The organism is Paraburkholderia sp. Ac-20340 (genome assembly GCF_017104965.1).
In the GTDB taxonomy this organism is placed as follows: Bacteria; Pseudomonadota; Gammaproteobacteria; order Burkholderiales; family Burkholderiaceae; genus Paraburkholderia.
Window position 1 is genome coordinate 22,743 of the sequence record NZ_JAAGPR010000056.1, and the last position, 13,138, is coordinate 35,880.

The 13,138-nt window shown below is 64.5% G+C and carries 7 protein-coding genes; 1 reads left to right on the plus strand and 6 read right to left on the minus strand.

The window, feature by feature from the left end:
- Nucleotides 1–31 precede the first annotated feature (31 nt).
- From G3N59_RS35685 to G3N59_RS35705, 5 genes are all read right to left on the minus strand, one after another.
- The gene (locus G3N59_RS35685; RefSeq protein ID WP_205987710.1) at nucleotides 32–826 is read right to left on the minus strand and encodes a DUF2135 domain-containing protein; all 795 of its coding nucleotides are present in this window, start codon (nucleotides 824–826) and stop codon (nucleotides 32–34) included.
- 69 nt (nucleotides 827–895) lie between these two features.
- Nucleotides 896–2,560: a DUF2300 domain-containing protein gene (locus G3N59_RS35690; protein ID WP_241024822.1), complete on the minus strand. Its 1,665-nt coding sequence runs from the start codon at nucleotides 2,558–2,560 to the stop codon at nucleotides 896–898.
- Between the two features lie 43 nt (nucleotides 2,561–2,603).
- Nucleotides 2,604–7,346 carry an alpha-2-macroglobulin gene (locus G3N59_RS35695; RefSeq protein WP_241024817.1) on the minus strand — a complete coding sequence of 1,581 codons (4,743 nt, stop codon included), beginning with the start codon at nucleotides 7,344–7,346 and terminating at the stop codon, nucleotides 2,604–2,606.
- Nucleotides 7,347–7,354: 8 nt separating this feature from the next.
- Nucleotides 7,355–8,032, minus strand: coding sequence for a DUF1175 family protein (locus G3N59_RS35700; protein WP_205987702.1), 678 nt, complete (start codon nucleotides 8,030–8,032; stop codon nucleotides 7,355–7,357).
- 2 nt (nucleotides 8,033–8,034) lie between these two features.
- Nucleotides 8,035–9,906, minus strand: coding sequence for a DUF2138 family protein (locus G3N59_RS35705; protein WP_205987703.1), 1,872 nt, complete (start codon nucleotides 9,904–9,906; stop codon nucleotides 8,035–8,037).
- A 531-nt stretch (nucleotides 9,907–10,437) separates the two neighbouring features.
- On the opposite strand from G3N59_RS35705, the gene G3N59_RS35710 reads away from it, so the two are divergent.
- Complete coding sequence (locus G3N59_RS35710; protein ID WP_241024818.1) at nucleotides 10,438–12,510, plus strand: glycoside hydrolase family 28 protein; 2,073 nt, start codon at nucleotides 10,438–10,440, stop codon at nucleotides 12,508–12,510.
- A gap of 65 nt (nucleotides 12,511–12,575) precedes the next feature.
- Here the strand turns inward: G3N59_RS35710 and G3N59_RS35715 are convergent, their stop codons facing one another.
- Nucleotides 12,576–12,830: an RNA-binding protein gene (locus tag G3N59_RS35715; protein ID WP_205987704.1), complete on the minus strand. Its 255-nt coding sequence runs from the start codon at nucleotides 12,828–12,830 to the stop codon at nucleotides 12,576–12,578.
- Nucleotides 12,831–13,138: the final 308 nt, after the last annotated feature.

Here is a 13,138-nt window from a genome sequence, read left to right on the forward strand (position 1 = left end):
CGCCTTCGTGGGCCGGTTTGCCGTTGCGTGTTTATAGCTGCTCGCTCTTCACGAGCAACAGATCGCCGATCTTGCGCAGCGGCACCACGCGCGTCTCGCGGCGCTCGTTCGGCGTGTTCTCGTTGAACACGAGCGTAAGCGTTGCGGTGATGACTTCGCGATCGTGCGCATGGGCGTCGAAGTTATAGCCGGTCGAATCGAAATTGCCCCAGTAATTCAGGAAGAATAGCCAGGTTCCATGCTCGGGCGCCGCCGACGAAAAAATCCCCGGACCCGCGCCATCGACGGAATCGACATCGAAACCGCTGCCGTCTTCCAGCGTCGGATTCGCGAAGAACGCGTGCAAGCCGTCCGGCGTAATCACATGCAGATCGACCTGCGCGTGCGGATCGTCCCACGTCACGATCGCGCGCAGTTTGGCCTGCGGCTTGGTGCGATCGGCCTCGTAGAACTGCATGCGCTGATGCTTCGTGCCGTCCGGCGAAATGATCTCGATGCTGTTCGAGCCTGCGCCGAACGCCCAGGGACGCGCGAACCAGCCTTGCTCGTCGGTGTAAAGCGGCGTGGCGTTGCCGTTGATGACGAGCGTGGGCGGACGGCGCGCATGCGGATCGACGTGCTTCAACTGACCTTCGATCAGCGTGCGAAAGCGCTGCGAGCCGCGATCGACGGGCGGACGCGGATACGCCGCAACATACTGCTCGCCTTCGTTCGTGAGGCCGCTGTGACGCCAGCCGTTGAACGCGCCGGTGATGCGGGCGAGCGTGCCGCCGCTATCCGGCTTATCCTGGCCGTCGCCGGCCGCCAGCGCATTGCCGCTGGTCATCGACAACGCGCCGACGCAGGCCAGCGTCGTAGCGAAAGTGAGCGCTTGCGCGAACGGTTTCATCGTCATTCAACTTCCTGTGAGAATCAGCTTGCGCGCGGTCTGCTCGATGAACGTCTCATCCTGTCCGCGCGGATGATGCGCGAAAGCGAGATGCAGATATTCATGCGTGAGCGCGATGCGGTCGTCGTCGGAGCGCAGACGGCGGATATAGACGCGATTGCGCCCGGCATCGGCATAAGGACGGCCCGAGGTGACTTCGCACACCGCCGGTAGTTCGGGCTCCTCATAACCTGGCTCGCCGGCCAGGCGCCGCGCCCAGAGCGGCGCCTCGCGGCCCAGCCAGTCGCGCGCGCCCATCACCGGTTCGCAGTCGCCCGCCAGCGGACTCGCGAACGAGGTGAGCGTGGCTTGCGGCCAGGTGCGCGCGAGAATCGCGTCGAACGTCAGGCCGCGTTGCGCGGCGGCTTTGGCGTCGAGCCAGCTCATCTGCCCCGGCGCCGCCTTGTCGTGATGGAACTGCACGGGCACGCCCGCGAGCACGAGGCCGTCGGTGAAATCGGCGGCATTGCGCGACGCGGCGCGCGGCGCACGCGGCAACACGCGCTGCGCGCGGCTGCTGTCGTCGATCTCGTAGCAGCCGCGCTCGCGCCCGGCGTTCTGCACGAGATAGCTGCGCGCCGCCACGGCGAGCGCGCGCGCCGCCTGCGGCTGCGCCGTGTCGCCTTCGCGCTCGACCACGCGCGCGATGTAGTCGTTCATGCCAAAGCGCCCGACGATGTGCAGCTTGCCGTCATCGGCGCGATCGAGGCGCATATCGCCATGACTTTCGATCGGCAGCGAATTGCCGTTTTCGAATGCCACGTTGAAGCTGCCGTCGAGCAGGCCAGCTGGCACTGCGCGCCCGCCCGCGCGCGTATCGAAGACATTGCGGATGGGGTAACGCGAGAAAAATTCGACGCTCACGCAGGCGCGATCGTCCGCGACCGTCGTTTGCGCGACCAGCGGCGCGATGCGCGGCGCGGCGGCCGCCAGCACGCGCACGCTGCCGCCGCGCCCGCCCATCCAGACCGGCGTGCCATCGGCGAGCCAACCCGCTGCGCCGCCTTCGTAGCCGCCCGACGCATCGGGCATCGTCCAGGTTTTCGCGCGCAGCAAGCTGCCATATAGCGACACCGTGCCCTCGCCGCGCCCGCTCGTGACGACCGAAACCAGCGTGTTGCCGGTGTCGTCGCGCGCATGCGATGGAATCGACTGCAAGGCCGCGAGCAGATCCGCCACGCGCACGCGCCTGGCCGGCTTCAGCGCGTAGAGATCCTGCAGCCACGCAGGCGCTTTACGCGCGCGCCAATATTGGCGCCAGCCGGCCGGATCGAGTTGTAGACGGTGCGGCTCGAAGAACAGTCCACATGACTGCACCAGCGCGCGATCGCGGTCGATGTGGCCGCCCGTCATGCAGCAGTAGACCTCTTCGCGGTCGCCGCCTTCGCATTGATAGTCGGGCGCGGGAATCTGCCGATCCACCACGTACGCGTAGACGAACAGCTTCCAGACGCTGCCGAGCTGCGTGTCGAGCGTCGCCGGGAGCGCTTCGCCCGCGCCGGGAGGAACGGTTTCGCTCGCGGTATCGAAGGTCCACAGACGCGCATTGCCGTCGCGCAGCCACGCGAAGCGCAACGCCGCGCCTTCGGCATGCGCGCTCGCGGCGGCGCTTGCGCAAGCCAGCGCAAGCAGCCACGTCACGAGCCGAACGCAAAGACGCGCCCTCACCTTCGCCTCACTCGATGCGCAGCGTGACCATGCGGTCGCTGCTGCCGCCCTGATACGCCTTCTGCTCCGGCTGATACATGCGGAAGTAGCGCGCCGGCGGCATCGTGAAGGTGCCCGGCAGCGCGAAACGCACAAGCTGGCGCAGCGACACCGGACGATCGAGCAAAGGCACAGGCTGGTGATAGCTGAGATCGCCCATTTCATAGCTGGCCGCGCGCGCGAACGGCTGCGGACCGCTACCGCCTTCGCCCGGACCCGGAAGACCGTCGATGCTCACACCCCAGCTCGTCGCTTCGACCGAGCCGCCCGGCGGCAGCGGCACGTCGAGCAGACCGTAATGCAGCGCCGCCTGATCCTGCGGCGTAAGCGTGACTTCATCGACGTAAAGCGCGTTGCTGTCGATCGCGTCGCCCGCTTTCACGCGATGCGCGGAGAACGTGAAGTGACCTTCGGCCTTGTCGGCGTCGGATTTCGGCGCGATCGGATCAAGTCGATAGAAGGTGCGCTCGATCTTCACGGGCAGTCGGCTTTGCTGCACCGCGCGGCTGCGGTACGAGACCAGCGCGGCCACGTCCGGGCGTGCCGAACCCACGTCGAGCGACGTCGGCAGCGCCGTGCCCGTCCACTTCCAGAGGCTCGCGCCCGTGGGCGAAGTCGTGCGCGCCCAGCCGCTGCCCTGCAACGCGGGCAAGGGTTGCGCGGCGTCGCCGCTGCGCGAACCCGCCATCGCCTTGCGCAGCCACAGCAGCGTAAGCGCGCGGTCGACGGTCGGATACGACGCGCTGCTCTGTGCGAGCACGGCGTTCGCATCGACCGGCGTGCCGGCGTCGCCTGCCATCGCCAGCAGGCTCTGGATCAGCGGCGTGGGGTTCGTCATCAGCGCGGCGCGGGCGCGCGCGGCCAGCGGCTCGAAGCCTTCGGGCAGACTCGCGTTGGTCGCGTGCGCCGTGTAGGCCGTGAGGATCGCCGCCGCCTGCAAGCCGCGCGGCGAATCCGGCGCGGCGAACACGAGGCTGTCTTCGACACCGTAGTTATCGCGCGATGCCTTGGTTTGCTGATCGAACATCGCCGATGTCTGTTGCGCGAGCTGACCCGCCACGCCCGACACCGGCGTCGCGACCGGCAGGCCCATCTGCTGCAGCAGCCAGAGCGCGAGCGCGCGATGCAGCAAGGGCTCCTTCGCACCTTCGTCGCGATAGACGTCGAGCGCGTGCTGCCAGTTGCTGTCCGGCAGCGTGATGCCGAGGCTGCGGCTCGCGAGCCAGTCCGCGTAATACGCGTAGGCCGTGATGAACGCGCTGCCGCCCGTGGTATCGCCCCACCAGCCGAATGCGCCGTTGATGCCCGCGAGCAGCGCAAGACGCTGACGCTGGTTGCGCAGGCGCGCTTCGATGCCCTGCGTCGTGCTTTGCGGCGCGGCGCCATCGGCATTGCGGCCCAGCACGTCGTGCGCCAGGGCGAGCGGAATCAGGCGGCTCGAGGTCTGCTCGGCGCAACCGTACGGATACTCGATGAGATCGTCGGCCACGCGCGCGAACTGGCTCGTGCCGTTCGACACGAGTCGCACGCGCACGTCCTGCGCATCGGGCGCAAGCGCGAGCGGCTTCGGATTCGCGTCGAGCGTCACCGGCACTTCGCGCAGATCGAGCCAGCCCGGCGCGCCCAGCTTCACCGTGGTCTGCAGATGATCGAGTTCCTTGCCGTTCACGCGCACGCTCGCATCGACGAGACCCGGCGTGAGCGCCACGCGCGGCAAGGCCAGATAGTTCGCGCCCGGCTTGAGCGTGACCTTGCGGTCGACCGCAAGACCCGCGCCGCTCACGGTCCATTGCGCGTCCACGTCGGCGTTGCCCTGATTGAACGCGATCATGTCGATCACGGGCTGGTCGCCGCTACGGAAGCTCGACGGGCCGCTCCACTTCAGATAGAGCGGTTTGTCCGAACGCACATAGGCCGTGCGCTGCCCCACCGTCCCGTCCGCCGAAATCGCGCGCACGGTGACGCGCCAGCGCGCGAGCGCATCGGGCATGCGGAAGGTCATGCGGGCGTGGCCGCTCGCATCGGTTTGCAGATCGGCTTGCCATGCTGCCGTGTCGATATCGTCGCGACGCGGACGCTCCAGCACCTTCACGCCGCGCTCGTTGTACTGGCCGCGTTGCGGGCCGCCCGGCGCGCCGCGCATCGCCGAAAGCGCCAGGTCGTAGGTGATGAACGACAGGCTCGACGTGGTGCGCACGTTGTTGCGGCGCGGGTGATAGAAGAAGTCGGAAATGTCCGGCGCGATTTCCGGCTGCAGCACATAGACCATTTCGTCGACCACGCTCACGGTCAGATGCGCGGGCAAGGGCTTGCCGGCCAGCGCGCTGCCGAGATCGAGCGTGACGGTTTCGCCGGGCTGATACACCGGCTTGTCGCTCTTGACGCTCAGATCGATCGACGGTTTGGCGACCACGATGCCCGCGTTCTGGAACACGTACTCGCCGTCGTGCACGTAGAGCACCGAGAACGTCATGTTCGGCGCGAATTCCGGGCCGACCTTGATACGCGCCTTCCATTGCGTCGGCGCGACGCGCGTGAGGCTCAGCCAGTCCGCGCCCTTCGAAAGCAGCGCGCGCGCTTCGACCTTGTCGCGTTCGAGCGTGAGCAGCGCGTCGTCCACGGCATACGGGAAGGTGATGAGCGCTTCGGCCGTATCGCCGATCTGGTAGTGATCGCGATCGAACACGATCTCGACGCTGCCCGGAATCGCCTTGAGGCCATCGCCCGCCACCCAGTGGCTGGCCGCCGCGAGCAGATTGCCCGCATCGTCCTTCACCGACAGCATGTACGAGCCGGGCTGGTCGAATTGCAGCGGGAAACTCACGCGGCCGTCCGCGCCCGCTGCGGGCAGCGTGCCTTCGGTTTTGGTCTGCGATTCGAGGCGCGTCCATTCCCACTTCGCGGGCTTGTGCGGCGTGGGCGCGTTCGCGCCGGTGGTGTTATTCGCCAGCGCGGCGAGCGTGAACGTCACGCTCTCGTGCGGCTGCGAGAACGACTTCGCCGTGCTCAGCCGGTACGGCGTCGCGCCGCGCGCGATCAGCACTTCGCGCGTCACACGCACGCGATACGCCGCGCCGTCGCGTGCGAACAGCGTGAGCGCGTAGCGGCTCGGCTCCTTCGCGGCGGGCAGCGTGAGCGTGGCGTTGCCGTCGCTATCGGTTTCCAGTTCCTGCTGTTCGAGCTTCACCGGAAAGAGACCCGAGTAACGCAGTTCGCCATCGACGATCGCGACTTTCTGCGCGCGCAAGGTCACCGATACCTTGCCGTCCTTCACCGGTTTGCCGTCCGGGTAGCGCAGCGCGATCTTGCCCTTGGGCGTGTCGCCGGTCGCGTAATCGGACTTGTCCATCGTGAGATTGACGTCGAAGTGCGGCTTCACGTAATCCGCCACGCGGAAGGCGCCGCCGTAGGTATCGCCGTTGTAGTCGAAGCGCAGCGTGTAGCCGCCGCCCTGCGCCGTGGTCGGCAAGGTGAAGGTGGTTTCGCCGCCGGTTTCCGAGGCGAAATCCACATTGCGCGTGGCGATGGGCGCGCCGTTCGGATCGACGACATCGAGCTTGAGTTGCGCGGCGGCGGGCGCCGTCGACTGGTTCGCGCTCTGGAACGTGCGGCCGATGAACTTCACGTGCACCGTATCGCCCGGCCGATAAAGCGGACGATCCGTGACCGAATAGATCTTGGTGTTGTAGATCTCGCTGTCGTAATAGAAGTTTTCCGAAACGAAAACCCCGCCCTGCGGATCGCTGCCGATCACATAACTGCGCTCGGGCGAGACGTGATCGAGCACGAGCGCGCCGTCCGCGCCGGTCGAGCCGCTTTGCAGCACGCCTACGCCATCGGTCCAGTTGACTTCGGTATTGGGCACCGGTTTGCCGTTATCGCGGCGCGTGGTCCACACGAGCATGCCGCTCGACGCCGCCTTCACCACGGCGACCGTATCGGAAACGAACAGCAGCGTATGCGCGCGGTAGTTTCCGATCATCGCCTCGACGAGATAGAGGCCCGGCGGCAGCTTGCCGACCGGAATCATCACGTTGCCCGACGATGCCTCGACAAAGTTGCTGCTGCTGCCTGCCAGATCGACGCCCTTGGGCGGCTGGATCGTCTTCGCATTCCAGATCGGATAGCGGAAGCGCGCCACGAGGTCATAGCCGCGCAGCGGCGCGAAATGCGATTCGGGCTCGAAATGCGTGGGCGCGCTCACCTGATCGCCGAGCTTGAATTCGGGCTTCGCTTCCGTGACCTTGCTGCGCGTCGCGAACGACAGTACGCGCTGCCAGGCGCGGCGCGCGTCGCTGAGCCAGCGGTCCCAGAGATACGCGAGCGTGTTCGCGAGGCCTTCGCCCTGGTAATTCGGCTTGATATTCAGACGATGCAGATTCTTCTGCGCCTTCAGGAACGCGAGCGGATTCGGCACCTTGTAGACCACGATATCCGCGCCGCCGTAGCCTTCGAGCTCCGACTGGTATTCGCGGCCCGGCGCTTCCAGACGCACCTGCGCGAGCTGGTTGCTGCCGTAACTCGCATCGGAGAGCAGGAAGAACGGCTGGCCTTGTACGGTCTGGCTGTCGTAGTTGCTCGGATTGGGCGCGCCTAGCGTGGGGTTGGCGTCGATGTTCTGCTGTGCGGGGTCGTCGTCGGCCCAGGCGGGCGCGAGACCCGCGCCGAGCAGCATCAGAATGGCGAACAGGGAAACGAAGAGACGTTGCATGGCGGCACTCATGGCGTCAGGAACGCGAAACGAAACACACCGACGAAGTTCGGATTGCCGTCGAACGGCTGCCAGCGGGAATCTTTCCATTGCATCAGGTCGGAAACGGCGACGGCACGCAGACCGCTATCGGTCGGTGTGACGGTGCCCGTGTGATAAGCGATGTAGCGGTCGAGCCAGATCATCAGATGCTGGTCGTCGCCTTGATCGAAGAACAGCAGATCGCCCGGCCAGGCCTGATTGACGTCGCGCGAAACGAAGCGGCTGTTGCGTTGAATCAGCGCGATCGCCGAGGCATAGGCGCCCACGCTGCCGTCGATGCGGGTCCAGCGGCTCGCCAGCGCGCGCTGCTGCGCGTTCAACTGCAACTCGGGCGGCAGGCGGCTTGCATCGGCGACGCCATTCATGCCGTTCGCCTTGAGCCAGCGTGCGTCGTGCTCGCGCAGCGCTTCCATGGCGGCGAAGCGCACGAGGCCCGCGCAGTCGCGCTGGGTCCAGCGTGGCGTGGGGCCGCTGCGCATCTGCTGATCGACGATACGCACGAACCACGCGCGAAAGATCGCCGATTGCTCGGGCGTGAGCGCATCGGGATCGGGCGCGGCCTGGGTCGGCATGAGCGCCCACGCGGGACGCACGAGCGCGAGGCCCAGCGCAGCCGCGCAGCGTTGAAGAAACCGGCGGCGCATGGTCAGTCGTCGCCCGTGCCGGGTTGGGCTGGCTGGGCGGCTTGCGCGTCCGGGCTCGCGGGTGCGGCGGTGGTGTCGTCGTCCGTGTTTTTCGGACCCGCACCGAGCGGACGCCCCGCCGCCGCATCGCCGCGCGGCGACGCACTCGCGCGCGCCTCGAAATGCCACTCGACCGGCACCCAGCCCAGCGAAGACGGCAGGGAGTCCGGCAAGCTCAAGGCCAGCGGCGGATAGCTCGCGACCGCGTGCAGCTTCGGCAGCAGATGCGTGCGCGCGGCGTTGCGGAAGATCGCTTCCTGATCGGCGGGTAGCGCGCGGCCCGCTTCGCGCTCGATGAGCGCTGCCGAAGTGCCCGGCGTGATCGACACCATGGTGGTCGCAAGGCGCTGCGGCGCAAGCGTATCGGCGATGGCCGGATAGCGCTTGTCGAGCACGGCAAGCGTGTCGTCCACGAGGCGCGCATCCGGCGAGAACACCACGTAGCCGTGCGCAAGCGCGAGCGTGACCGGGAAATAGCGCGGCGCCGAAAGCTGCGCCGCGTACGACGAGCCCGCGCTTTGCGCCGTGCCTGAACGCGCGCTGACGGCACGCGTCCAGAGCGTGACGCCCGCTGACGGTTCGCTCGTCTTCACCGGCAGGCGGCGATAACCCGCTTCATTGCCCGCCTTCGCTTCGTATGCGCCGATGGCGTCGCCGAATACGCCCGCGAGCGCCGTCTTGATGGCGGCGAGTTGCGTTGCGTCCTGCGCGGCTTGCGGCTTCAGACGCGCGACGAACACCGGCGCAACCAGCGTCGATTTCGCGTACCAGCACACGCCTGCGGGACCGGCGAAGCTGTCGCGCACGATCTTCGATGCGGCCTGTTCGCCGTCGCCGAGTTTGTCGAACAGATCGGCGGCGTCGCTCCAGTCCACCGGCAGGCTCGCGCAAGCGGCGGCGTTGGCGGGCAGCGCGCGCCAGAGATCGGCGCTATCCCAGTGCTGCGGCAAGTGGGCCGGATCGATCAGCGCGGCCGTGCTCCATGCACCGCTCGCATCGGCATCGCCGGCGTTCTTGCCCGATGCGGCGAAGTCGAAACGCACCGCGTTCACGCCCGAGAAAAAGGCCTGATAACCGAACGACAGATAGTTGACCGAGACGATCAGGCGATGGCCGTTGAAACCGGCGGGCGTGTCGTCGAGGCGGTAGGTATGCAGGGCGTCCGCGCCGCCATCGTCGAGCATCTTGCCGAGCGCCGATGCGCGATCGCCGATGGTCTTGCCATCCGCATCGAGCAGAATGCCCGGCTCCGACATCACCACGAGGCGATCGTCCTTCGCGGCGAACAGCAGCGTGTGGCCGACCGCGAGCTTGAGCGCATACACGGGCACGCCGCCGGAAAGCGTGGCCGCCTGGCTGAGTTGCGTATCGCCGGCCGCCACATTGCCGACGGCCTGCATCAGCTTGGCGAGACCGTTGCGGTGCATCGTCATGACCCAGTAGCCGAGCCGGCCGTCGGGCGAGCGCCAGAGCAGTACACGCGAGGGTTCGTCGAAGACGCGTTTGATCAGTTCGTCGCGCCAGTCGAGATCGTGTTCGAACGCGAGCCGCCGCACGGCGCCTTCCGCCGACAGACGCGCGGCATTCGATTCGTAATAGTCGACGAAATCGCGCGTGAGCAAGGCATGCAGCAGCGGCACGCGAATCATGTCGCGCGGCAGACGCGAAAGCGCGGCACTGTCGATGATTGCGTCGGGATATCGAATATCGAATGCGGCTTCGTGAGAGCGAAATGCTCCTTTGCCGCCGAATGGTCGCCAAATCGCCTGAATGGCGACCAGCGCAACGATTAAAACCGCAGCGGTTAGCGCGGCCTTTTTGCGCGTTAACTTCATGGGATCAAACGCCCTGGAATTGATATTGGTCTTCTCTTGCACCAGCGCGCTTTACCGCGTGCGCGTGGCCGTTTATTTGCCGCGTACCGCTTTAATTTCCGAGATCGGCTATTTCCGGCAGGCACGAATACTACCCTAAAAGCTGTTTTAGCAACATGACGGTTTCTCGCTTTTCGACAATTAGGACTATGCGTATTGATTATTCAAAATTAATGAATCCCGTAATTACCGAATCGTTTTGAATACGCTCAGTTAATACGTAAAAAATACGTCTATCGGTATTTGTCTGATTTGTTGCGTCTATGCGCAAGTCAGTGTCTTCAGATGAATTCCGCTTTGATCTGCGTCGCCGATGTCGTCAATCAACTTGTCAAATCAGGGTCATCACCTGGGCCATGTAGCTTGACAAGCTATATCTTGTCTAACAACAATTCCTGTCCAAAACCAGCCGATCCTTACGGCTTACGGCAGGCACGCCGCGCACGCGGCACAGAAGAACAAGTTCATCGAGACAACCAGGAGGCGACATCCATGACAACGCAAAAGAACGACTCGCGCTTCAACCCGATCGGCAAAGCCGGCACGCCAGCATCGCCGGGACGCCGCAGCTTCATGGCGTTCGCGGGCGCCACCGCCGGTGCGACGCTGCTGGGCGGCTTGCCCGGCTGCGGCGGCAATGTGGGCGACAGTTCGGCGACGGCTGCGTCGGCGGGCGGCACGACGCCGGTTGCGGTCGATCCCATCTGGGGTTCCACGGGCGCGGCGCAGCAGATCATCAATGCGTTGCAGGGCATCACGACATCGATGTTTGCCTCGGTGGACTTCACGGTCACCGCCTACGGCGCGCAACCGCTGACCACGCAGGTCGTTGCGGCGACGGCATGGAGCCCGGCGATTCCATGGCTCGGCCAGAGCGCCTCGCCCACCAGTCCAGGCGCGGATCAGATGGTGTCATCCGCGCTGACCGGCACGGCGTTCGATTCGCACACGGCATTCAATAACGCGATCATTGCCGCCAATGCCGCGGGTGGCGGGCGCGTGGTCGTGCCTGCGGGCAACTGGTATTGCGGCGGTCCGATCGTACTGCTTAGCAATGTCAATTTTCACCTGAGCGCGAACTGCACGATCTACTTCAGCCCGAATCCCGCCGACTACGCCACGAACGGCCCGCATACGACGTCGAACGGCAATCTCTACTGGACGCGCTGGCAGGCGAACGACTGCCTGAACTTTGGCTCGCCGGTTTACGCCTATCAGCAGAAAAATATCGGCCTGACCGGAGAAGGCGATACGTCGATTCTCAACGGACAATCGATGACGCCCGCGCAGGCCAACGGCACGACGGCGTCGTTTTGCTGGTGGACCTTCAAAGGCACGAGTGGCGCGTATGGTTGTGCCGGTTCATCGACACCATCGCAGGCGTATGTGAATCCGAACAATGCGGCGCTCACATCGCTCAGCAGTTCGGCAATGACGAACCCCGATGCAGCGACCTTGTTGCCGCTGCTCGATACGGGCACGTCGTGGGCGCAGGATCAAAACTATTTGCCCGCCTTAGCCGAACTGGGCGTGGCTGTCGAGCAGCGCATTTTCGGCAATGGGCATTACCTGCGGCCGTGTATGGTGGAATTCATCGGCTGTACCAATGTGTTGATGCAGAACTATCACACGCAAAACACGCCGTTCTGGCAGCACCATCCAACCGACTGCAAAAACGTCGTAATTCAAGGGGTTTTCGCGGACAGCATCGGTCCGAACAACGATGGTTTCGATCCCGATGCCTGCAATTACGTGCTCGCCGATGGCGTGAAATTCAATACCGGTGATGACTGTATCGCGATCAAGTCTGGCAAGGCGAACGACACCGAATATGGTCCCGCACAAAATCATGTGATTCAGAATTGCACGATGAACAGCGGCCACGGCGGCCTGACGCTGGGCAGCGAAATGAGTGCAGGAGTCCAGAATATCTATGCGCGCAATCTGAACATGCTTAACGAGAATTGGGCGACGAATCCGCTCAATATCGCCATTCGCATCAAGACGAATATGAATCGCGGCGGCGCGGTGCAGGACGTCTGGATCGACGGCGTGACGCTGCCGAATGGCGTTACGCTCGTCGGCAAGGGGTATGGGTCGAACAATATGATCGCGGGGAGCCCGATTACGGCGTCGGTTCCGGTGGGTACGACGAGCTCGTCGGGTTCGAATCCGGCGGCTTCGCAAGGCGGTCTGATCACCTTCGATTGCGACTACAGCCCTGCCGGCGATGCGGTTCGCATCAGTCCGCCGGTGGTGAAGAACATCAATATTTCGAACGTGACGGCCAGCAATGTGACATCCGGGAGCACGACGGCTTCGTGCTTTCAGGCGATCGTCGCTCAAGGTCCGGTTGCTGCGGACTACAACGGTCCGGCACCCACGCCGACTGTGCCGCCCATCAGCGCCGTGACGATCTCGAATTGCAATCTGGGAACGCCGGTGTGCAGCGGCACGGCATCGGCAACCAATCCGGGGCCGATTTACGTGAACAACGTAAATGCGATTACGTTGAGCAATGTGGTGATCGGCGGGACGACGTACAACACTTCGCTGGTGGGCTAAGTGCTGGTTAGCTAATGTCATCGCGCCCGGTTGGTGACCGGGCGCGGTGATTTCGATTGCCGTGTCTAATCGACTTCGCGCACGGGTACGACCTGCGCGCTGATGGTGCGGTTGTGCCAGAAGATATTGTGGATACGCGTCTGTAGCGTGCGCAGCACTTCGTCGCTGAGGTGGGTGTAGCGCAGCAAGGCAGCTGGGCGCCCGGCACCTTCGATGCGCTGAATCTCGTCATACGGCGGGAAGCCGTACTTCTGCAAAAAGACGTTGATTTCCTCGTCGGGAATATTCTCTTCGACGTTTCCGAGCAGCAGTTCAGCCATGGCACACCTCTGTTTGAGTGATGAGATCAGGCGTTCGATATCGGCGCTTCGCAGCTCATGATAATGTGCGGCGCAGCATGACGTCCTGAAATGTGCCCAGAGATGGTTAGGGTTTTGATATCACGCAGTTGCTGGTTTTTTGAATGCGTAAACGCCAGAACCCCGGTTCTCGCTTGGAGCAACCGGGGTTCTGGACGTACTGCATAAGGAGCCTGACGATTACCTACTTTCACACGGGCAATCCGCACTATCATCGGCGTGGAGTTGTTTCACGGTCCTGTTCGGGATGGGAAGGGGTGGGACCAACT

What these genes read in the sequence shown, in the direction of transcription:
- G3N59_RS35685 (WP_205987710.1), bottom strand. Translation starts at nt 826, where the DNA reads ATGACCAGCGGCAATGCGCTGGCGGCCGGCGACGGCCAGGATAAGCCG.
- G3N59_RS35695 (WP_241024817.1), bottom strand. Translation starts at nt 7,346, where the DNA reads ATGCAACGTCTCTTCGTTTCCCTGTTCGCCATTCTGATGCTGCTCGGC.
- G3N59_RS35700 (WP_205987702.1), bottom strand. Translation starts at nt 8,032, where the DNA reads ATGCGCCGCCGGTTTCTTCAACGCTGCGCGGCTGCGCTGGGCCTCGCG.
- G3N59_RS35705 (WP_205987703.1), bottom strand. Translation starts at nt 9,906, where the DNA reads ATGAAGTTAACGCGCAAAAAGGCCGCGCTAACCGCTGCGGTTTTAATC.
- G3N59_RS35710 (WP_241024818.1), top strand. Translation starts at nt 10,438, where the DNA reads ATGACAACGCAAAAGAACGACTCGCGCTTCAACCCGATCGGCAAAGCC.
- G3N59_RS35715 (WP_205987704.1), bottom strand. Translation starts at nt 12,830, where the DNA reads ATGGCTGAACTGCTGCTCGGAAACGTCGAAGAGAATATTCCCGACGAG.